Source organism: Corynebacterium sp. HMSC067D03, assembly GCF_001811185.1.
In the GTDB taxonomy this organism is placed as follows: Bacteria; Actinomycetota; Actinomycetes; order Mycobacteriales; family Mycobacteriaceae; genus Corynebacterium; species Corynebacterium coyleae.
The window spans coordinates 11,886-31,844 of sequence record NZ_KV803837.1; the positions used below are offsets into that span (position 1 = coordinate 11,886).

The following is a 19,959-nucleotide window of genomic DNA, read 5'->3' on the forward strand; positions in this document are numbered from 1 at the left end:
CTGGTTTTTGAATTCCTTTCCGCGACCACGGCGCGCCAACACGCCGAGTGTCGGTTGTGCCGATACCGTGGCGTGAAGTGTCTATTGGGTGCATGTAGTTGCGGAAAGGTCTGTGATGGGCAGCTCGAGCTTATTGATCGTTTTGATCCTCATCGTGTGGGTGATCGTGCTCGCGCCGTTGGCGGTGGGGAATAACAAGCCGATTCGCCGCTCCGGTGAGGGCTACGAAGAGACGCGCGTGCTGCACAAAGGTGGCGACGCCCCCATGGCAACCCGCCGTCGCCCGAAGCTGACCCAGGCTGACATCCACCGCCACGACGACGCAGATGACGATTACGAGGTTGTCGAGGCTGTCGCCGAGGAGGAGCAGGTGCTTATCGACGACGCCCCGAACCTGCGCCTCTTCAAATCCGCACAGGCCGAAGACGCTGCCCAGGACGACAACACCGTCGATGGCGAAGTTATCGAGCACGTCGCCGACGAGGCTGACGCTGAATCCCAGGACGAGGCTGCACCCGCCGAGTCTGAGGAATCTGTCGAGACCGCTGAATCTGCTGAGACCGCCAGTGTTGTCGCCGCAGAGGCTGGCGGCTCGACCGCAATCTCTGTGCTCGTCCAGAACGAAGAAGGCGCTGAACACACCGCTGAAGAAGCTGTCGAGGAAGACCTCTACGAGCTCGACGAGACGTACACCTCGCCGGCGGACCTGGGCTACGCCACCGCAGACACCGTCACAGATGCAGACACGGACACAGGCGCTGAGGCTGAGGTCGCTGACGCTGAAGGTGCGGAGGACGCAGAGGACAACGCGGACGCTGTCGAGGCCGTCGACGCTGAGGATGCTGTGGACGCAGACACAGACGCTGAAGACGCGGCCGAAAACGATGTCGTCGACGAGGCAGACATCGCATTTGCGGCGTCGCGTCGTGGCCGCGGTGGCTACGACCCACAGCGCGAGCAGGCAGCCAAGGCCACGCGCCAACAGCGCCGCCAGCGCACGCTGCTCGGTCTGCTTGCAGCGTGTGTGATCACGTTTGTGGCCGCGTTCGTCGCCGGTGGCTGGGTGTGGGCGCTCAACATCGTCGCGCTTGGCCTGACCGCGTGGTACATGATCGCACTGCGCCACACCGTGCTGCAGGAGCGCGCACTGCACCAGCGTCGTCTCCGCCAGCTGCGTCGCGCGCGCCTGGGTGTCGCTCTGGGTGATGAGGCCAACTCGCGCGAGCGCGTTGCTCGTCGCTACTCGGGCTCGGTGATCCTGGATCTTGACGACGACAGCCCCGACTTCGACGCACTGCCCGTTTCTCGCTTCACTCCGCCAGAAGACGACCACGACCGGGCCGACTACCGCGATATCCGCGACCGCTTCGCTGCACGCGCCAGCTAGGGCTTATAACCAGGCGATTTAACCACATCGGGTTGCAGGAGTAACGTGGCAATCGCCTTCAAGAGGCGCCCTTGAGGGGCTATAGCTCAGTTGGTAGAGCGTCGCGTTCGCAATGCGAAGGTCAGGGGTTCGATTCCCCTTAGCTCCACTTTCCGCCCCGCACGATAAAACGATCGTGCGGGGCTTTCGCTATGGAAAGGATTGGTCACAGTGTCCGCGCAGTGCTCATCGTTGCGCTGCTAAACCTCGCGTACTTCTTCGTTGAGTTCGTCGCTGCGATATCGATTGGTTCCGCATCATTGTTTGCGGACTCGGCCGACTTCCTCGAAGACACCGCTATCAACCTGCTCGTGTTTGTTGCGGTTGCATGGCCTGCTTCGAGGCGACGCGCTGCCGGCAGTGTCCTCGCCGCCCTGATCTTGATCCCGGCGGTGGCAGCCGTGGTGACTGTGGTGGTCAAGATTTTGAACCCAGAGCCACCCTCACCGGAAGGGCTGACCGGTGTTGCGCTCGGCGCGCTGGCGGTCAACCTGATCTGTGCCGTGATCCTGCTGCGGCTGCGCGACGAAGGCTCGTCGCTTGCCACCGGCGCGTGGCTCGCGGCACGCAACGACGCGTTGGCCAACGTGCTCATCATCGTCGCGGGATTGCTGACCTTCGTGTGGCACACCGCATGGTTCGACATCATCGTCGGCGCGATCATCGCCGCGGTGAACTTTTCGGCGGCGAAGGAAGTGTGGGAGGCCTCCCGCGAGGAGTACGACTCGGTCGAGGACGCCTTCGCCAAAATGGACGACGACTAGTCCCACACTCCGGATCTGCCACGCTTCCACGTGCCGATGAGGTTCGTGTCCAAGATGCCGGTGGACTCCATCAGCGCGTACATGGTCACCGGTCCGACGAAGGTGAACCCCCGCTTCTTCAAATCCTTGGCTAACTGTGCAGACTCGTCGGATTGTGTCGGGACTTCCGCCATCGTGCGCGGGGCAGGGGTTGTCTCCGGCTTGTAGGACCAGATGAACTCGCCCAAGTGCGTGCCCTCCTCGCGCAGGGCAAGTGTTGCCTTGGCGTTGGTCACGGCGGCTTGGAGTTTGCGGCGGTTGCGGATCAAGGTGTCGTCGTCAAGCAAATGCTCAATGCTCATGCACGCGACCACCTCTGGGTCGAAGTTTGCAAAGGCGTCGCGGAACGCATCGCGCTTTTGCAGGATCAACCGCCACGACAAACCCACCTGGAAGCCCTCGAGGCAGACGCGCTCAAACATGCCCCGCTCGTCGCGTACGGGGTCGCCCCACTCTGCGTCGTAGTAGTCGCGCAGCAGGGGATCGGTTGCGGCCCATGGCGGGCGCGCACGGCCGTCTTCGCCGACGACGGGCCATCCTGCGGCGTCTGGAAGTTGGTCAGTTTCGTTCATCTTGTTTTCACTCATAACTATTGGACTCGTTTCTACCCCATTCGGTTCCACGGGTACGCTCATTGGCATGAATAGGCCTGCCGTACGTGACTTTGCGCTGCTCCTTTTGCGTCTTGTCCTCGGCACCGTATTTGTCGCCCGCGGGTTTCAACACTGGTTTGACACCGGCATGGCGCAAACCGGGCGCGATTTCGCGGCACTCGGGGTGCCGCAGCCACAACTGTCCGCATACCTGACTGGTACCGCTGAACTTATCGGTGGGGCGTTTTTGGCAGTGGGGCTGCTCACCACAATCGTCGCGTCGGTGCTGACGCTGCTCGTGCTCGCCGCGGGGTATTTCGTGCACCTGGATAACGGGTTCTTCGTGGAAAACGCCGGGATCGAGTACCCGCTGGTGCTAGCTGCGGCGTTGTTTATCATCATCGTGTTCGGCACCGGTCGTGCGAGTTTGGATGGGGTGTTAACGCGTGCTTAGCCACGAGGAAGTTCAGGCAGCGCTGTCTGCGCGTATCGACGGCGAACCGGCCGGTCTCGACGACGCCGTCGTCGACGCACACCTGGCGAGCTGTGATGAGTGCCAGGCCTTCCTCGACCAGGCCCTGGTGCTCTCCCATGAGTTCGTGCCGCAGGAGCGTCCCGCGATGGCTCCGCCGCAGGATCTGTCAGAGGTGATCCTGGCGAGCGTGGACGACGAGTGGCGCAAGCTCTCGCAACGGCGCGCTTTCGGCCTTGCCATCGGGCGCACCCTGCTTTTCGCTATGGCGGTGGCGTGGGTGCTGTGGGCCATCAGCCTTATCGTTGCCGGTGGGGAAGAACCGGTGGTGGCGTCTAGCGCGTCTGTACGCCTCGGTGTGGCGCTCGCGCTGGCGTTTACGGCGTGGAAGCCGCGTCAGATCCCGGGCGTGCTGCTGATCGTGGGGTCGATGTTCACCTTCACGGTCGGCTTCGCGGTGCGTGACGCGGTCCTTGGCGCGGGTGAGTTTGAACCCGCCGCGGTATTCATCCCGTTTGTCAGCGTGATCGCGCTGGTGTGGACGTGGTTCGCGGACCGCGGCGGGGAAGTGCGCCGGGCGTGGCGCATTCTCGGCGCCAACCCGTTGTAGTTATTTCCAGCTCGGCAGCCACATGAGGGATTCGTAGTAGGAATCCGGGATGCGCAGGCCGTAGAAGATCGGGGACCAGTAGAAGAAGCTTGCCGCGACCAAGGCGATGTAGACCACGGCAGCGAGTTGACCCCAGCGCATCTCAAAGCCTGCGACCTTGTTGACCCACCCCCACGTCACGGGTCCGCCCTTCTTCGCAAGGTTGCCCACCGCCAGCGCAAGCAGCACCGCCGTAAACGGCACCAGTGCGGTGGCGTAGAAGAAATACATCTGACGGTCGAATGCAGCCAGCCACGGGAGGAAACCGGCGGCGAAGGCGATCACCGGAACGATGACACGGAAGTCCTTGCGGGTCAGCCAGACCCAGCACGCCCAGAGCAGGACTGGCACGGTGAGCCACCAGATGGCAGGGGTGCCGAACATGTAAATCATCTCGCGGCAGGTGCCATCGCCCGGGGCGACCTTGCACTCCAAGTCAGTGGCGGAGTAGTAGAGGATCGGGCGCGCAGAGACGAGCCATGCCCACGGCTTGGAGTCCCACGGGTGAGAGTGCCCACTCGAGGAGGTCAGGGATGCGTGGAAGTTCAGGACGGAGAAGTGGTAGTACAGCCAGCCAGCGACGGAATCGGGCAGGTTTGTCAGCCAGGGCCAGTCGGAGCCGGCGATGGTGCCGTCGGCAAGCGAGTGGCGGTACACAGAGGTCTCGGATGCGAACCAGGCGCGCCAGGACCAGATGTAGAGCAGCGCCGGGATGAGCACGATCGACGCCAGCGCCGCCGGCACGTCGCGCAGCAAGGTGCCTGCGACCGGTTTTTCCACGCCGTAGCGGCGGCGCAGGTAGAGGTCCCAGAACGACGACAGTAGGCCGAAGAACATGATGTAGTACAGGCCATTCCACTTCACCGACAGCGCAAGACCAAGCGCGATACCGGTGGCGAAGCGCCACCAGCGAAAGCCCATCCGCGGGCCGAACGGGCCGGTGCCGTCCAACTTGCCGGCCAGCCAGGCATCGTGCCAGCGGTGGTGCACCTCGCGCATATCGCCGGCGAGCGTCCAGGCGGCAATGACGATAAACAGGACCTGGAAGATATCCAGCATGCCGAATTTGGCTGCGACGAGCAGGACGCCGTCGAAAAGCGCGATGATGCCCGCGACCACACCGATAGAGGTGGACTGGCTCACGCGGCGCGCGATGAGGAACACGAACACGATCACCGCGGTGCCAAACAGTGCGGTGATGATGCGCCAACCCAAAGGCGTGTAGCCGAAGATGGTTTCGCCCATCGCTAGCAATTGTTTGCCCAGCGGCGGGTGCACGACCAGGCCGTAGCCCGGGTTCGACTCAATGCCGCCGAGTACCGGGTTGAAGGAGCTGCGCACCATGTCCCAACCCTGCGGTACGTAGTGCTTCTCGTCGAAGACCGGGGTGCCGGAACTGGTCGGCTGGGTCAGCCCCAGGAACCTGGTAAACAGCGCGAGGACACCGATCACGCTGGCGGCGATGGTGTCGCGGCGCGTCCACGGCACCGATACGGGTGCGGTGGGGGCCGGTCGGCTCGGGCGGACTTTGCGCGCCGCGCCTGGTTCGTCTGGCGCCGGGGTGGCGTTGGAAGTGCTCGCGATAGTGGTCACGGACGAAGATACTAGCGCCTGACGCGTATGCTTCAGGCTTATGTCCGCCGAGCATGATCGTGAAACCCAGTTCCCAGCTACCGGAGTGGTGCTCGCTGCCACACCGCTGGGCAACATCGGGGACGCCTCTCCACGGCTCGTGCAGGCCCTTGGTCAGGCCGATATCGTCGCCGCGGAGGACACGCGTCGCACCCGCGCGCTGGCTGCGGCACTCGGTGTGGAGATCACCGGGCGTGTGGTGTCCAACTTCGACCACAACGAGGACGCGCGTTCGCGTGAGCTTCTCGACGCCGCCCGCACCGGTACCGTCCTCGTCGTCACGGATGCCGGCATGCCGATTGTTTCCGACCCAGGGCATTCGATCGTCGCCGCCGCCCACGACGCCGGCATCCCCGTGACCTGTATCCCGGGCCCGTCTGCGGTAACCACGGCACTCGCGCTGTCCGGGCTCAACGTCGGCCACTTCATCTTCGACGGCTTCGTGCCCCGCAAAGCTGGTGCGCGCCGGGCCTGGCTGGAAACTCTTGTCGACGAGCGCCGCGCCGTCTGCTGTTTCGAATCCCCGCACCGCATCGCGCAGTTGCTTGACGACGCCGCCGACGTCCTCGGCGGTACACGCCGCGCCGCGGTGTGCAGGGAGCTGACCAAAACCTACGAAGAGGTCAAGCGCGGCACCCTAGCGGAACTTGCCGAGTGGGCCGCGGACGGCGTGCGCGGGGAGATCACGCTTGTGATCGAAGGCGGGGAGCCGAAGCAGCCGGAAGCGGAAGATTTGGTGGGGAAGGTGCTTGAGCTCGTCGAAAAGGGCGAGCGTATGAAGGACGCTGCGAAACAGGTCGCCAAAGCGCACGGCGTGAAAGTAGGGGACCTGTATGATGCCGCGCTCGCTGCGCGCGGTTGAGTAAGTTCTCGCGACAACTCGGTTAGCACAAAGGTGTTATTTACGTTAGCCTGCTTGGGCACTTTTAAACACCTGAAAACTTCAAAGGAGTAACCGTATGTCTCAGCGAGACTCACAAAGGGATCCACACGATCCCGATGCGGAGACGCAGAGCACTGATCAATACGCACCCCAAGAAACTTCTGCAGCCAGCGAACTTGCTGCGCTGCTCGACGCCGACCGCGACGGCGTTGCGACGGACTACGTCGACCCGGAAGAGCGCATGGAGCGTGCCGCGGATGCAGAAGATGCCCCAGTGAACTGGGGCATTGTCATTCCGTTGGCCATTATTGTCGCGGCAATTGTCGGCTGGGGCCTGGCTGCCCCCGACAGCTTTTCCAACTTCGCCGATGCCGCCTTCACCTGGGTGATTGACAACCTGGGCTGGGCATTCGTCCTCGGCGGCACCATTTTTGTCCTTTTTGTCATCGTGATTGCGGCGTCGAACTTCGGCACCATTCGCCTCGGCACCGCAGACGAGCGACCAGAATTTAAGACCACGTCATGGATCGCCATGATGTTCGCCGCCGGCATGGGCATCGGCCTGATGTTCTACGGCGCCGCAGAACCACTGGCGATGTACCTCGACGGCGTACCCGGCCACAACGAACGTGAAGTAGGCGCTGCCATGGCACAGACCATGTTCCACTGGACGCTGCACCCGTGGGCTGTGTACGCCATTCTCGGCCTGGCCATTGCGTATTCGACGTTCCGCCTTGGCCGCAAGCAGCTGCTGTCGAGCGCTTTCATCCCGCTGATCGGACAGAAGGGTGCTGACGGCTGGCTCGGTCGTCTCATTGATGCGTTCGCTGTGTTCGCCACCATCTTCGGCACCGCCTGCTCCCTGGGCCTTGGCGCGCTGCAGATCAGCTCCGGCCTGGAGGCGTCCGGCTTCGTGGACAACCCATCCACCAAGCTGACTATCGGTATTGTCTCCGTGTTGACCCTGGCGTTCCTGCTGTCCGCAATGTCGGGCGTGTCCAAGGGCATCCAGTGGCTGTCTAACGCCAACATGGTCATCGCCGCGATCCTGGCGATCTTCGTCTTTGTCTTCGGCCCGACCGTTGCGCAGCTGAACATGCTGCCGACCGCATTTGGTAACTACCTGCAGAACTTCTTCGAAATGGCAGCCCGCACCGCAGAGAGCTCCGACGGCCAGGCTGGTGATTTCCTCTCCGGCTGGACCATCTTCTACTGGGCGTGGTGGATCTCCTGGTCGCCGTTCGTCGGTACGTTCCTGGCTCGCATCTCCCGCGGCCGCACCGTGCGCGAGTTCTGCCTCGGCGTCCTGCTCGTCCCGGCTGGCCTGTCCACCGTATGGTTCGCCATCTTCGGCGGCACCGCCATCAAGATGGAGCAGGATGGCCAGTCCATCGTCGGCGGCGGCTCCAACGAGGAACAGCTGTTCAACCTGCTGCACGCCCTGCCGGGCGGCTACGTTGTCGGCGTGTTCGCCCTGTTGCTGCTGGGTACCTTCTTTATTACCTCCGCAGACTCGGCCTCGACCGTGATGGCGTCCATGACCCAGTCCGGCAAGACCGAAGCCAAGCCGTGGCTGGCCGCTATGTGGGGCGTGGCTACCGCATTCGTCGGTCTGACCCTGCTGATCTCCGGTGGTGCTGACGCGCTGAACTCTCTGCAGTCCGTCACCATCGTGGCCGCAACACCGTTCCTGTTCATCCTTATCGCGCTCATGTTCGCGATTGTGAAGGACATGTCCAACGACACCATTTACCTGGATAAGAAGGAACACGAGCGCTTCGCCCGCCAGCTGGCTATCGAGCGCCGCATGCACCGCGACCAAGCGCAACTCGACGCACGTCGCGAGCAAATGAAGAAGATGCTGAAGCCGCGCGCGAAGAACTAACGCGTAGCGTTTCGCACCTTCGTTGCTGGCCCCGCGGAGCAGTTTCCTTGCTTGGCGGGGCCATAACTTATGCTGGGAGCCATGACTGCTGCTGATTCCACCCAGAACGTTCTTGTGTGTGTGGCCTGGCCGTACGCAAACGGCCCGCGCCACATCGGACACGTCGCCGGCTTCGGCGTCCCCTCCGATGTCTTCGCCCGCTACCAGCGAATGTCCGGCAAGAACGTGCTTATGGTCTCCGGCACCGACGAACACGGCACCCCGCTGTTGGTCCAGGCGGATAAGGAAGGCGTCAGCGTCAAGGAATTAGCGGACCGCTACAACAAGCAGATCGTGGAAGACCTCGCAGGCCTTGGCCTATCCTACGACCTGTTTACCCGCACCACCACCCGCAACCACTACGCGGTGGTCCAAGAACTGTTCCGCGGGTTGGACGCTAACGGCTACATGGTGAAGGAAACCACCAAGGGGGCGATCTCCCCGTCGACGGGCCGCACACTGCCGGACCGCTACATCGAGGGCACCTGCCCAATCTGTGGCGCAACCGATGCCCGCGGTGACCAGTGCGACACCTGCGGCAACCAGCTGGACCCGGCAGACCTGATCAACCCGGTGTCCAAGATCAATGGCGAGGCCCCGGAGTTCGTCGAGACTGAGCACTACATGCTCGACCTGCCGTCGCTCCACGACGCACTCGAGGCGTGGCTGTCCACCCGCGAGGACTGGCGCCCGAATGTGTTGAAGTTCTCCCTGAACCTGCTCGAGGACATGCGCCCGCGCGCCATGACCCGTGACATCGACTGGGGCATCCCGATCCCAGTAGAGGGCTGGCAGGACAACCCGTCGAAGAAGCTCTACGTCTGGTTCGACGCCGTCGTCGGTTACTTGTCTGCCTCCATCGAGTGGGCCCACAACATTGGCAAGCCGGAAGCTTGGAAGGACTTCTGGCAGGACCCAGCCACCGAGGGCTACTACTTCATGGGCAAGGACAACATCACCTTCCACTCCCAGATCTGGCCGGCGGAGCTGCTTGGCTACGCGGGCCAGGGCTCCAAGGGCGGCGAGGTACACAGTCTTGGCGAGCTCAACCTGCCCACCGAGGTTGTCTCTTCTGAGTTCCTCACCATGTCGGGCTCGAAGTTCTCCTCGTCGAAGGGCGTGGTCATTTACGTCAAGGACTTCCTCAAGGAGTTCGGCCCGGATCCGCTGCGCTACTTCATCGCAGTCGCAGGCCCGGAGAACAATGACACCGACTTCACCTGGGACGAGTTCGTCCGTCGCGTGAACAACGAGCTGGCCAACGGCTGGGGCAACCTGGTCAACCGCACCGTGTCCATGGCGCACAAGAACTTCGGCCAGGTGCCCGCGCCGGGCCCGCTGGAAGCGTCCGATGAGCGCATCCTGAACCTTGCGGAAGAAACCTTTGCTACCGCCGGTGCGGACCTGAGCGAGGCTCGGTTCAAGAACGCGATCACCAAGATCATGCACGTCGTTGGTGAAGCGAACGCCTACATCGCCGAGCAGGAGCCGTGGAAGTTGGCCAAGGACGAGTCCCAGCGTGAGCGTCTGGCCACCGTGCTGTGGACCGCGCTGCAGGTGGTGTCGGACTGCAACGCCATGCTCACCCCGTTCCTGCCGCACACCGCCCAGAAGGTCCACGAGACCCTCGGTCGCAGTGGTGTGTGGGCTGCCGAGCCGCGCATCGAGGAGATTGTCGACGACGCCGACTTCAACCTCGTCGGCGTCGGCCTTCCGGAGAAGGGGCAGAAGTACCTGACGATCACCGGCGACTACACCCAGCAGCAGGCCGTGTGGCAGCGCGTGGAGGTCACCCCGGGCACCGAGTTGGCTAAGCCGCAGCCGCTGATTGCCAAGCTCGATGCTGAACTTGGCGAGACCGGCCCGGAGTGGGCGCCGGTGCAGAAGTAGGCCTAGAGAAACTGGTTGAGGAACCCGGTGAGTTTGCCGGGTTCTTCGTCTTCAAAGCGCTGGTCCACGACGACGAGCGGGGCGGTGTACTTCTCGTCCGCGCCGCCGGGATTCTTGACGACGACAAGATCGGTCCCGTAGTCGTCGATAAGCAATTGCCACGAAAAGCCCTCCCGCACGAGCGCCTCGCCGAGGGCGGTGCCGTAGATGCGGGCGGTTTCGCCGCGAGGAAACGCACGCTGCACATCGCGAGGAAGCGCCAGGTAATCGGCAAGTTCCTCCTCGAACGAGGCGACGATATCCGCCGGGGAACCGTTGATGCCACGACCGGCTGCCTCGGCCAGGTCGGCCTCAATTTGGGTGCGGGTGGCTGAGTCAATGTCGTTGAATGCCATAGGGTGCATCGTATGAGCAAAAAGAAGCCACGTCCCACTCCCGTGCCCGCCGAGCCGATCGCCGGGCTCGTCGATGCACACACGCACCTCGCGTCCTGCGGCGCACGTACCGCGGAAGAGATCGACACGTTTGTCCAGCGTGCCGTAGCCGCCGGGGTCGAGCGCATCTGCACCGTCGGCGATGGCCTCGACGAAGCGGAACTTGCGCTTGAGGCCGCACATCTCAACGAGCGCGTGTTTGCCGCGTGCGCGATCCATCCGACCAGGGCGCATGAACTTGACGACGACGCGCGTGCCCGCCTACAGACCATGGCCGCCGACGCGCGTTGCGTGGCGGTGGGGGAGACCGGCATCGATACGTACTGGATCAAGCACGACGCGGAACGCACCGCACCGCTGGACGTGCAGGAGGAGGCGTTTCGCTTCCACATCGACCTGGCCTGCGAGTCCGGTAAGGCGCTGATGATCCACAACCGCGAGGGTGATGCGGAGATCATGCGGATTCTCGACGACGCCCCGCGCCCCGAACACGTCATCTTGCACTGCTTCTCCTCGCCACTGGACGTTGCACGCGAAGCGATCGAGCGTGGCTACGTGCTGAGCTTCGCCGGCAATGTCACGTTCAAACGCAACGAGGAACTGCGCGAGGCCGCCCGCCTGGCGCCTGCCGGCCAGTTGTTGGTGGAGACCGACGCGCCGTACATGACGCCGGAGCCGTTCCGCGGCGCGCGCAACGAGCCATCGCTTATCGGTCACACCGCGAAGGTGTTGGCCGAAGTCCGCAACATGGATGTGGCCGATGTGGCACGTGATATCAGTGAGACGTTTTCACGCGTCTACGGGGTGTGACCTGGAACATTAGTGCGCGTCGGTCCTTGTGTCCCGGCGGGCGTTACCGTATTGTTACCGAAGTTGCTTTACGTTAACCCCTCGGAGGAAGCGCGCATGTCTCGTCAGATCAAGCGGATCAACCCGAAGAACTCCGCCGCAAAACGCGTCGCGGTTGGCACTGTCGCCGGCGCCGTGCTCGTCGGTGGTGCGGGCACCGCGCTGGCCTCCCAGAAGCAAATCACCGTGGATGTCAACGGTGAGGAAACCAACGTCCGCACCTACGCCGCCGACGTCGCAGGCGTGCTGCAGTCCGCGGGCGTTGACGTTGACCCGCAGGACCTCGTCTACCCAGCGCCGGGGGAGAAGATCTCACGCGGCGATACCGTCACCGTGCGCACCGCCAAGCCGGTCGCCGTTGTCGTCGACGGTGTTGCCCAGCAGATCACCTCGACCGCCAGCACCGTCGGCGAACTGCTCGAGGAAGCCGGCGTTACCTCCGCCGCGGGCGTGGACATCGACCGCGACGAGACGGTCACCGAAGGCCTCAACGTGGACGTGACCACACCGAAGATCGTGGCACTTCGCGACGGCGGTAACCTCACCTACGTTTCCGCCGCAGCCAAAACCGTCGGCGACCTGCTGTCGGCGCGTGGCGTCACCTTCGATAGCGACGACCGTTTGAACCATGCGCTCGCCGACGCGATCGTGCCGGGCATGGAAATCGTCCTCGACCGCGTCAACACCATCGACCGCCCAGAGACCGTCGCGGTGGAAGAACCCGCCGAATACATTGACGACGACACCCTCGACGAAGGCACCGAAGAAGTCCGCGAAGAAGGCGTGCAGGGCGAAAAGCAGATCATCCACCGCACCGTGACCGTCAACGGTGTTGTCGAATCCGAAGGCGTTGCCGAGGAGAAGGAAACCAAGAAGGGCAAGCCCGCCGTCATCGCGCGTGGCACCAAGCAGACGGGCAACACCGGCGCGGCAGCCCCTGCCGTGGCTAACGGTTCCGTCTGGGACGCCATCGCAGCCTGCGAATCCGGCGGCAACTGGTCCATCAACACCGGCAACGGCTACCACGGCGGCCTGCAGTTCAACCCGGGCACCTGGGCAGCCTACGGCGGCACCGCCTTCGCGCCGACCGCCGACCTGGCCACCCGCGAACAGCAGATCGCCATCGCCGAGCGCACCCAGGCCGCCCAAGGTTGGGGCGCGTGGCCTGCCTGCACCGCCCGTCTGGGCCTGCGCTAAATGGCCGGCGCGCAACTGCTCGGCCCGGCCGAGATCCGCGAACTCGCGGCAGAACTCGACGTCACGCCTACCAAGAAACTGGGGCAGAACTTTCTGCACGACCCGAACACCGTGCGCATGATCGTCGGTGCCGCAGAGCTTTCGCCTGACGACGTCGTTGTGGAGGTTGGCCCGGGGTTGGGGTCGCTGACGCTTGGGCTCGTCGATACGGTTTCGCGGGTCGTCGCGCTTGAGATCGACCCACGTCTCGCCGGGCGTCTGCCTGCAACCGTTCAGGCGCGTGCGCCCGAGTACGCCGAACGCCTCACCGTGATCACCACCGACGCGCTGAAGGTGCGCCGCGACGACCTCGACGTCGAGCCAACAGCGCTGGTAGCCAACCTGCCGTACAACGTCTCCGTGCCAGTGCTGTTGCACCTGCTGGAGGAGTTCCCCACGATCAGGCGCGTGCTGGTCATGGTGCAAAAGGAAGTCGCCGACCGCCTCGCCGCGGTGCCCGGCTCCAAGATCTACGGCGTGCCGAGTGTGAAGGCCGCGTTCTACGGGGACGTCTCGCGCGCCGGCACGATTGGCAAGCACGTCTTCTGGCCCGCGCCGAACATCGAATCGGGGCTTGTGCGCATTGACGTCAACGACGACAACCCGCGCGAACTTCGCGAGCGCGTCTTCCCGATCGTGGACGCCGCCTTCGCGCAACGTCGCAAGACGCTTCGCTCCACACTTGCGGGCATCTACGGCTCGCCCGCAAACGCCGAAGCGGCCCTTCGCGCAGCGGGAATCGACCCAGGCCTGCGTGGTGAAAAACTTACCGTGGCCGACTTTGTACAGTTAGGCCATGCGTAAGTACGTCGCCTCCGCACCAGGCAAGGTCAACCTCCACCTCGGAGTAGGGGAGGCCCGCGCCGACGGCTACCACGACCTGGTCAGCGTCTTCCACGCCGTGGACCGCCGCGAAGTGGTCACGCTCGTCGCCTCCGACACGCTCACCGAGGGCCCCATCGTGCGCTCCATGCAGACCACGTTTTACGTCGACGAGCCGGAAGAAAGCATCGACGGGCCAACCAACCTGGCGTGGCGTGCGGTCAACGCAGTTGCTGAGCGTGCCGGGATCGCCCTTCCGGAGGTTCACATCGAGGTGGCCAAGCACGTCTTCGTCGCTGGCGGGATGGCGGGCGGTTCCGCCGACGCTGCCGCTGCACTGGTCGCCGCGAACGCGCTCGTGGCTGATCACGGCGAGCCGCTTACGGCTGAGACGTTGTACGAGTTGGCAGCGTCGCTCGGCGCTGACGTGCCATTTTCGCTCATGGGCGGCACAGCACTCGGCACCGGCCGGGGAGATGAACTCGTCGAAATGCTGTCGCGCGGGCGCTTGAACTGGGTGTTCGTCAACCCCAAGGTGGGTATTTCCACCGGCGGAGCATTTTCGCTTCTCGACGACCTGCGTCACGGCAACCCAGCCCTCGTCCCACACCTCAACACCGCAGGCCTGTCCCAGGCGTTGACCTCGGGCGACGCGGCGCGGGTGGCAGAGGCGCTGCACAACGACCTCGACGCGGCAGCGCTGTCGATGCGCCCGCAACTCAAGCGGCTTATCGACGTCGCAAGCGAAGCAGGCCTGCGTGCAATGGTGTCCGGCTCGGGACCTACGGTCGCGGTGCTGTGCGAAAGCCTCGAGCACGCTCAGTGGGTCGCCGAACATTTGGGGGAGCGATTCGAGGGCTACGAAATCTTCGTTGCTGAAGGACCCGACCACGGCGCGGTGCTCGAGACCGCCGATTAGGCAGGGTGCGTAGACTATGCACCCGATATGGCTAACCTGATCAACCTTGAAAACGTCTCCAAAACGTGGGGGCTGAAAACCCTGCTCGACGGTGTCTCCCTCGGCGTGCAAACCAACGACCGCATCGGCATCGTCGGCGTCAACGGCGGCGGCAAAACCACCCTGCTTGAAGTGCTCACCGGCATCGAGGAACCCGACGCGGGCCGCGTCTCCCACAACTCGGGCCTGCGCATGGCAGTGGTCACCCAGCGTTTCGACCTCGACGAAACCCTCACCGTCGGCCAAGCCGTCGTCGAACCACTCGGACTGCAAACCTTCGAGTGGGCTTCTAACGCCAAGGTGCGCGAGGTCCTCCAGGGCACCGGTGTGGCCGAGCTCGGCCTGGACACCCCGGTAGGCAACCTCTCTGGTGGCGAGCGTCGCCGCGTGAACCTCGCCGCGGCACTCGTGCAGGACCTCGACCTGGTCGTGCTCGACGAGCCGACCAACCACCTCGACGTCGAAGGCGTGCAGTGGCTCGCTGACCATTTGTTGTCGCGCAAGGTGGCGGTGGTCGTCGTCACGCACGATCGCTGGTTCCTCGACACCGTGGCCACCCTGACATGGGAAGTCCACGACGGCACCGTCGATGTCTACGAAGGCGGCTACAACGACTGGACCTTCGCGCGCGCCGAACGTGCCCGCCAAGCCGACGCCATCGAACAGCGCCGCCAAAACCTCGCGCGGAAGGAACTCGCGTGGCTGCGCCGCGGCGCACCTGCCCGTACCTCGAAGCCGCGCTACCGCATCGAAGCCGCAGAAGCCCTGATCAAAGACGTCCCGCCGCCGCGCGACACCGTCGAACTCATGGCGTTTTCCAAGCAACGCCAAGGCCGCGTCGTCATCGAACTCGAAGACGCACGCATCGACGCCCCCGACGGCCGCACACTCGTCGACCACCTCACCTGGCGCCTCGCACCCGGAGAGCGCATCGGCCTTGTCGGCGTGAACGGCTCCGGCAAAACCACCCTCCTGCGCACCCTCGCCGGCGAATACCCACTCGCCGCGGGTAAACGCATCGAAGGCCAAACCGCACGCATCGGCTGGCTGCGCCAGGAACTCGACGACCTCGACCCGGAACGCCGAGTCATCGACGCCGTCGAAGACGTCGCCACCTACATCCAATTCGGCAAACGCGAAATGTCCGCCTCCCAACTCGCCGAACGTCTCGGCTTCTCCCCGAAGCGCCAACGCACCCCCGTGCGCGACCTCTCCGGCGGCGAACGCCGTCGCCTCCAACTCACGCGCGTACTCATGGCCGAGCCGAACATCTTGCTTCTCGACGAGCCCACCAACGACCTCGACATCGACACCCTCCAAGAGCTAGAAAACCTCCTCGACTCCTGGCCCGGCACGCTCGTGGTTATCTCCCACGACCGCTACCTCATCGAACGCATCGCGGACACCACCTACGCCCTGTTCGGCGACGGCACCTTAACCAATCTGCCCGGCGGCATCCAGCAGTACCTGGACCGCCGCGCCGCCGAAGCCACAGACGCAGGCCCGCTCGATTTGGGCGACCGGGGCGAGGGCGTCGTCGACAAGCAAGAAGGCTTGAGCTCGCAAGAACAACGCGAAATCCGCAAACAAATGAAGGTGCTCGAGCGCAAGATCGCCAAGGAAAGCGAGCGGGCAGAAGCACTCGAAGCCGAGATCACCGCACTGTCCGAGGCCGGCGACTTCGACGCCATCGGCGCCAAAACCAAAGAACTCAACGCCGCCAAAGACACCCGCGAGGAACTCGAAATGGAATGGCTCGAACTCGGCGAGCAGCTCGAAAGCTAACTCCGCGTAGGGTGGGGCGCATGATTCTGATCAACGTACGATTCAAGCCCCTGCCCGAACACGTCGAGAACTTCCGCGAACTGGTCAAAGACTTCACCGACGCCTCCCGCGCCGAAGAAGGCAACATCTTCTTCGACTGGTACCGCAACGAAGACAACCCCGACGAATACCTGCTCATCGAAGCATTCCACGACGACGCCGCCGAAGCCCACGTCAACTCCGACCACTTCAAGGCAGCACAAGAATTCTTCCCGACCATCTTGGCGGAAACCCCGACCATCATTAACACCCTCATCGAAGGCAAAACCGAATGGGACAAGATGGCGGAATTCAAAGTCGACTAGGGGTAACCCGGGTGTGACGATGTGTGACGAGGTGTCACCCAGGGCGCTTTTATGCCCTAATATCACCCACGTCACATTCCCCGTCATTGAAAGGAGTGTCCTCGTGACCGCTCCAAACCCCAACACCGGCGGCTCAACCGCAGCCGACGTACCCACCAAGCCGCCAGCAGCGGCACGAGGCGTCGGCCCCATGGTCGGCGCCATCTTCCTGATGGCCACCTCTGCCATCGGGCCGGGCTTCCTCACCCAAACCTCCGTATTCACGGTGCAGATGGGCGCGGCATTCGCGTTTGCCATCCTGCTGTCCATCATCGTGGACATCGTCATCCAGTTGAACGTCTGGCGCATCCTCGGTGTCTCCGGCCTGCGCGCCAGCGAGCTCGCCAATGAGGTGCTGCCGGGCCTCGGCTGGTTTTTGGCCATCCTCGTCGGCATCGGCGGACTCGTCTTTAACATCGGCAACATTGCCGGCACCGGCCTCGGCGTCCAAGCGCTTACCGGCGATGCCGTCGACCCGAAGATCGGTGGCGCCATCTCCGCCATCATCGCCATCTGCGTGTTCCTCTGGAAGCGCGCGGGTGCCGCCCTCGACGTCCTCGTCGGCATCCTCGGCGCACTGATGATCCTGCTCATGCTCTACGTCGCCATCTCCTCAAACCCGCCAGTGGCTGAGGCGATGCGCCAATCCGTCGCCCCGGACGCCGTGGACTTCAAGGTCATCACCACACTCATCGGCGGTTCCGTCGGCGGCTACATCGTGTTCGCCGGCGTGCACAGGATTATCGACGCCGGCCACACCGGCCCCGAAAACCTCGACTACATCTCCCGCTCCTCGGTCACCGGCATCATCGTCACCGGCATCATGCGCGTGCTGCTGTTCCTCGCGGTGCTGGGTGTCGTCGCAACGGGCGTTGCTCTGTCTAAGGACAACACCGCCGCAGACGTCTTCTACCAAGCCGCAGGCGACATCGGCCGTCGCATGTTCGGCCTCGTCCTGTGGGCTGCGGGCCTGTCCTCGGTCATCGGCGCGTCGTTCACCTCGATCTCGTTTTTGACCAAGCAGGGCTTCGACCCGAAGAAGCGCGGCTGGCTCACCGTCGGCTTCATCGTCATCTCCACGGTCATCTACCTGTTCGTTGGCTCTGCACCGCAGAAGCTCCTCATCTTCGCAGGCGCCTTCAACGGCCTGATCCTGCCGATCGGTTTCGCCGTCGTCCTCTACGTCGGTTTCTTCCGCAAGGACCTGCTGCGTGGCTACAAGCCGCCGATGTGGATGCTGGTCCTTGGCGCCATCACGCTTGTCGGTTGCGCTTGGATGGGTTGGAGCTCCATCAGCACCTTGCCCACACTGTGGGCGTAGTCTGAAGGGCATGCAGCCTGCCTCTATGACCCCAGCGCAAGCCCGCGCGTTGTTCCGCACCACCGATGTGCCGACGACCGCGGGCTTTTCCGCTGGTTACGCCCAAGCCAACCTGATCGCGCTGGATAAGAAGTACGCATTCGATTTCTTGCTGTTCGCGCAGCGCAACCCGAAGCCGTGTCCGATCCTGGGGGTGTTGGAGCCGGGGCAGGTGGAGTCGTCGCTACTCGCGGGTGGCGATATTCGCACCGACATTCCCGCCTACCGCGTGTTCAAGGGCGGCTCGCTTATCGACGAGCCTCTCAACGCCACCGAATACTGGACCGACAACACCGTCGCGTTCCTTATCGGCTGCTCGTTCACCTTCGAGGCGGCCTTGCTGGACAACGGGGTGCCCGTGGCGCACATCGAGCAGGGGCGCAACGTGCCGATGTATATGACCAACATCGACTGCGAACCCGCCGGGGTGTTCTCCGGCAAGATGGTCGTCTCCATGCGACCGATTCCCGCGTCGCAGGTGTCCGATGCCGTGCGGATCACGTCGCGTTACCCGGCCGTGCATGGTGCGCCCGTGCATGTGGGGGATCCGGCCGCGATCGGTATCGACGACCTTGATACGCCCGACTTCGGCTCCGCCGTGGACATCCCCGCGGGCACGGTGCCGGTGTTCTGGGCATGTGGGGTTACGCCGCAGTCGATCGTGATGTCGTCGAAGCCCGATCTGGCAATCTGTCACGCGCCGGGCAAGATGCTCGTCACCGACGCCCGCGACCTCGCCTACCAGGTGCCTTAGGGGTTATCCACAGGGGCGTTTTTGTAAATTTCACAGGCTCGCAGAGGTGGGTTGCGGGTTTGGTCTAGCGTCTTGGGCATGAATTCGTTCGAGGTGTTAGTGCAGGCGATGTCGGCCGCAGCGTTAGAGACGCTGGCCGACTTCGACCTTGATGTTGCACTCGCCTCGGGCTTTGCACCCGATCGTGCGCGTGCCTGGGCGCGGCTGCGGGATGTCTACTTCGGGCGTACGAAGTTCACGCGCAAGCAAAAGACAGCCAGTTCTTTAGCTCGGGGTTTCTCCCTCGACGAGCTGGCTCTGATCGAGCGACGCATCGCACCGGTGAAAGATGCGTCCCAGCGGTGGGCACTGCGCCTTGCCCTGCTTGAGGTCGAAGGTGGCTACCGGGCGATTGAGGCTGCAGCCCGCACGTTGGTGCCGGCAGATAAGACACCGGCGGTGGATGCGGCGAAGTTTGGTCCGTCGCGAAACGGCAAACGCACCCTGCATCTGACGTATAACGAGCGGGAAATCTCCGATATGGAACACGCCGGGCGGTTAGGCATTGACCCTGATCGTCCGGCTGCGGCCCAGATTGCCGAGAACTTAATTGGGATTTTCTTCGGCGACGGCAAGGTGGCTACTGCTGCGCCGCGTCCGACGGTGTTGGTGCCGTTGCCGGATTACTTACGCATCATGGACGGCAGCGGCGATGACGTTCTACTCGCCATGACTGATGGCACCACCATGACGGGTGCGGAGTTTTTGGCCGCCCAGTTCGGTGATGCGTTGGAGGTGGCGGCGTTTCATCCGCAGGCCGGTGCGGTGAATCTGTACCGCACGCAACGTTTGGCGAATCAGAAGCAGCGCGATTTGGCCAAGTTGGTCTCGCCGGTGTGTGCGTTTCCTGGCTGCCGTCACGGAGCTGACGTGTGCGAGTTGCACCACGTGGAGGCGTGGCGCCATGGTGGGGAGACCAATATCGCGAATCTGGCGCCATTGTGCAGGTACCACAACCGGGTCAATGATGATGATCCGTGGCGGAAGAAACGCGGCCGGATCGTGATGGTGCGGGGTGCCCCGGTATGGATTTCGCCCCGCGGCTACCCGGTGAAAAACACCAACCG

The 19,959-nt window shown here is 63.6% G+C and carries 19 protein-coding genes and 1 tRNA gene; 17 read left to right on the forward strand and 3 right to left on the reverse strand.

Going from position 1 to position 19,959, the window contains the following annotated elements:
* Nucleotides 1–133: 133 nt before the first annotated feature.
* The 3 genes from glpR (at nucleotide 134) to HMPREF2785_RS08295 (ending at nucleotide 2,190) form a co-directional block, all read left to right on the forward strand.
* On the forward strand, nucleotides 134–1,387 hold the full coding sequence (gene glpR, locus HMPREF2785_RS08285; RefSeq protein ID WP_141739392.1) for a divisome protein SepX/GlpR: 1,254 nt from the start codon (nucleotides 134–136) through the stop codon (nucleotides 1,385–1,387).
* Between the two features lie 75 nt (nucleotides 1,388–1,462).
* A tRNA-Ala gene (locus HMPREF2785_RS08290) sits at nucleotides 1,463–1,535 on the forward strand.
* A gap of 43 nt (nucleotides 1,536–1,578) precedes the next feature.
* Nucleotides 1,579–2,190: a cation efflux transmembrane domain-containing protein gene (locus HMPREF2785_RS08295; RefSeq protein ID WP_070614870.1), complete on the forward strand. Its 612-nt coding sequence runs from the start codon at nucleotides 1,579–1,581 to the stop codon at nucleotides 2,188–2,190.
* Here HMPREF2785_RS08295 and HMPREF2785_RS08300 read toward each other — a convergent pair.
* Nucleotides 2,187–2,816 (reverse strand): DNA-3-methyladenine glycosylase I, encoded by a 630-nt coding sequence (locus HMPREF2785_RS08300; RefSeq protein ID WP_224212925.1) that lies wholly within the window; start codon nucleotides 2,814–2,816, stop codon nucleotides 2,187–2,189. The two genes, HMPREF2785_RS08295 and HMPREF2785_RS08300, sit on opposite strands and share 4 nt — an antisense overlap.
* A gap of 52 nt (nucleotides 2,817–2,868) precedes the next feature.
* Between HMPREF2785_RS08300 and HMPREF2785_RS08305 the strand changes: the two genes are divergently transcribed.
* Together HMPREF2785_RS08305 and HMPREF2785_RS08310 are read left to right on the forward strand one after the other, a co-directional pair.
* Nucleotides 2,869–3,276, forward strand: coding sequence for a DoxX family protein (locus tag HMPREF2785_RS08305; protein ID WP_070421414.1), 408 nt, complete (start codon nucleotides 2,869–2,871; stop codon nucleotides 3,274–3,276).
* The gene (locus tag HMPREF2785_RS08310) at nucleotides 3,269–3,904 is read left to right on the forward strand and encodes a zf-HC2 domain-containing protein (protein WP_070483668.1); all 636 of its coding nucleotides are present in this window, start codon (nucleotides 3,269–3,271) and stop codon (nucleotides 3,902–3,904) included. The genes HMPREF2785_RS08305 and HMPREF2785_RS08310 overlap by 8 nt, the downstream gene beginning before the upstream one ends.
* Here the strand turns inward: HMPREF2785_RS08310 and HMPREF2785_RS08315 are convergent, their stop codons facing one another.
* Nucleotides 3,905–5,536: a dolichyl-phosphate-mannose--protein mannosyltransferase gene (locus HMPREF2785_RS08315; protein WP_371440494.1), complete on the reverse strand. Its 1,632-nt coding sequence runs from the start codon at nucleotides 5,534–5,536 to the stop codon at nucleotides 3,905–3,907. It lies immediately after the preceding gene.
* Nucleotides 5,537–5,576: 40 nt separating this feature from the next.
* Here HMPREF2785_RS08315 and rsmI point away from each other — a divergent pair, with 40 nt between their 5' ends.
* The 3 genes from rsmI (at nucleotide 5,577) to metG (ending at nucleotide 10,272) form a co-directional block, all read left to right on the forward strand.
* Nucleotides 5,577–6,437, forward strand: a complete 861-nt coding sequence (gene rsmI, locus HMPREF2785_RS08320; RefSeq protein ID WP_070614872.1) for a 16S rRNA (cytidine(1402)-2'-O)-methyltransferase — start codon at nucleotides 5,577–5,579, stop codon at nucleotides 6,435–6,437.
* Nucleotides 6,438–6,534: 97 nt separating this feature from the next.
* Nucleotides 6,535–8,343, forward strand: coding sequence for a BCCT family transporter (locus tag HMPREF2785_RS08325; RefSeq protein WP_083308943.1), 1,809 nt, complete (start codon nucleotides 6,535–6,537; stop codon nucleotides 8,341–8,343).
* 81 nt (nucleotides 8,344–8,424) lie between these two features.
* Entirely contained in the window at nucleotides 8,425–10,272 is a 1,848-nt protein-coding gene (gene metG / locus HMPREF2785_RS08330; protein ID WP_246821210.1) for a methionine--tRNA ligase, read from the forward strand.
* Between the two features lie 2 nt (nucleotides 10,273–10,274).
* Here the strand turns inward: metG and HMPREF2785_RS08335 are convergent, their stop codons facing one another.
* Nucleotides 10,275–10,667, reverse strand: a complete 393-nt coding sequence (locus HMPREF2785_RS08335; RefSeq protein ID WP_070483662.1) for a DUF3806 domain-containing protein — start codon at nucleotides 10,665–10,667, stop codon at nucleotides 10,275–10,277.
* A gap of 12 nt (nucleotides 10,668–10,679) precedes the next feature.
* Here HMPREF2785_RS08335 and HMPREF2785_RS08340 point away from each other — a divergent pair, with 12 nt between their 5' ends.
* The 9 genes from HMPREF2785_RS08340 to HMPREF2785_RS08380 all read left to right on the forward strand — a co-directional run.
* A complete protein-coding gene (locus HMPREF2785_RS08340; RefSeq protein WP_070614876.1) occupies nucleotides 10,680–11,516 on the forward strand; it encodes a TatD family hydrolase in 837 nt (278 codons plus the stop codon).
* 96 nt (nucleotides 11,517–11,612) lie between these two features.
* A complete protein-coding gene (locus HMPREF2785_RS08345; protein ID WP_070421408.1) occupies nucleotides 11,613–12,752 on the forward strand; it encodes a resuscitation-promoting factor in 1,140 nt (379 codons plus the stop codon).
* Nucleotides 12,753–13,595 (forward strand): 16S rRNA (adenine(1518)-N(6)/adenine(1519)-N(6))-dimethyltransferase RsmA, encoded by an 843-nt coding sequence (gene rsmA / locus HMPREF2785_RS08350; protein ID WP_070614878.1) that lies wholly within the window; start codon nucleotides 12,753–12,755, stop codon nucleotides 13,593–13,595.
* Nucleotides 13,588–14,532: a 4-(cytidine 5'-diphospho)-2-C-methyl-D-erythritol kinase gene (locus HMPREF2785_RS08355; protein WP_070614880.1), complete on the forward strand. Its 945-nt coding sequence runs from the start codon at nucleotides 13,588–13,590 to the stop codon at nucleotides 14,530–14,532. Before rsmA ends, HMPREF2785_RS08355 begins: the two co-directional genes overlap by 8 nt.
* Nucleotides 14,533–14,559: 27 nt before the next feature.
* Nucleotides 14,560–16,356, forward strand: a complete 1,797-nt coding sequence (locus tag HMPREF2785_RS08360) for an ABC-F family ATP-binding cassette domain-containing protein (protein WP_070614882.1) — start codon at nucleotides 14,560–14,562, stop codon at nucleotides 16,354–16,356.
* Nucleotides 16,357–16,376: 20 nt separating this feature from the next.
* The gene (locus HMPREF2785_RS08365) at nucleotides 16,377–16,700 is read left to right on the forward strand and encodes a putative quinol monooxygenase (RefSeq protein ID WP_070614884.1); all 324 of its coding nucleotides are present in this window, start codon (nucleotides 16,377–16,379) and stop codon (nucleotides 16,698–16,700) included.
* Nucleotides 16,701–16,890: 190 nt separating this feature from the next.
* Entirely contained in the window at nucleotides 16,891–18,060 is a 1,170-nt protein-coding gene (locus HMPREF2785_RS08370; RefSeq protein ID WP_083308947.1) for an NRAMP family divalent metal transporter, read from the forward strand.
* A 10-nt stretch (nucleotides 18,061–18,070) separates the two neighbouring features.
* Nucleotides 18,071–18,853: a putative hydro-lyase gene (locus tag HMPREF2785_RS08375; RefSeq protein ID WP_070614888.1), complete on the forward strand. Its 783-nt coding sequence runs from the start codon at nucleotides 18,071–18,073 to the stop codon at nucleotides 18,851–18,853.
* Between the two features lie 78 nt (nucleotides 18,854–18,931).
* A partial coding sequence (locus HMPREF2785_RS08380; RefSeq protein WP_070614890.1) for an HNH endonuclease signature motif containing protein occupies nucleotides 18,932–19,959 on the forward strand: 1,028 nt, incomplete at its 3' end.

What these genes read in the sequence shown, in the direction of transcription:
- HMPREF2785_RS08295 (WP_070614870.1), top strand. Translation starts at nt 1,579, where the DNA reads ATGGAAAGGATTGGTCACAGTGTCCGCGCAGTGCTCATCGTTGCGCTG.
- HMPREF2785_RS08300 (WP_224212925.1), bottom strand. Translation starts at nt 2,816, where the DNA reads ATGAGTGAAAACAAGATGAACGAAACTGACCAACTTCCAGACGCCGCA.
- HMPREF2785_RS08305 (WP_070421414.1), top strand. Translation starts at nt 2,869, where the DNA reads ATGAATAGGCCTGCCGTACGTGACTTTGCGCTGCTCCTTTTGCGTCTT.
- rsmI (WP_070614872.1), top strand. Translation starts at nt 5,577, where the DNA reads ATGTCCGCCGAGCATGATCGTGAAACCCAGTTCCCAGCTACCGGAGTG.
- HMPREF2785_RS08325 (WP_083308943.1), top strand. Translation starts at nt 6,535, where the DNA reads ATGTCTCAGCGAGACTCACAAAGGGATCCACACGATCCCGATGCGGAG.
- metG (WP_246821210.1), top strand. Translation starts at nt 8,425, where the DNA reads ATGACTGCTGCTGATTCCACCCAGAACGTTCTTGTGTGTGTGGCCTGG.
- HMPREF2785_RS08335 (WP_070483662.1), bottom strand. Translation starts at nt 10,667, where the DNA reads ATGGCATTCAACGACATTGACTCAGCCACCCGCACCCAAATTGAGGCC.
- HMPREF2785_RS08340 (WP_070614876.1), top strand. Translation starts at nt 10,680, where the DNA reads ATGAGCAAAAAGAAGCCACGTCCCACTCCCGTGCCCGCCGAGCCGATC.
- HMPREF2785_RS08345 (WP_070421408.1), top strand. Translation starts at nt 11,613, where the DNA reads ATGTCTCGTCAGATCAAGCGGATCAACCCGAAGAACTCCGCCGCAAAA.
- rsmA (WP_070614878.1), top strand. Translation starts at nt 12,753, where the DNA reads ATGGCCGGCGCGCAACTGCTCGGCCCGGCCGAGATCCGCGAACTCGCG.
- HMPREF2785_RS08355 (WP_070614880.1), top strand. Translation starts at nt 13,588, where the DNA reads ATGCGTAAGTACGTCGCCTCCGCACCAGGCAAGGTCAACCTCCACCTC.
- HMPREF2785_RS08360 (WP_070614882.1), top strand. Translation starts at nt 14,560, where the DNA reads ATGGCTAACCTGATCAACCTTGAAAACGTCTCCAAAACGTGGGGGCTG.
- HMPREF2785_RS08365 (WP_070614884.1), top strand. Translation starts at nt 16,377, where the DNA reads ATGATTCTGATCAACGTACGATTCAAGCCCCTGCCCGAACACGTCGAG.
- HMPREF2785_RS08370 (WP_083308947.1), top strand. Translation starts at nt 16,891, where the DNA reads ATGGTCGGCGCCATCTTCCTGATGGCCACCTCTGCCATCGGGCCGGGC.
- HMPREF2785_RS08375 (WP_070614888.1), top strand. Translation starts at nt 18,071, where the DNA reads ATGCAGCCTGCCTCTATGACCCCAGCGCAAGCCCGCGCGTTGTTCCGC.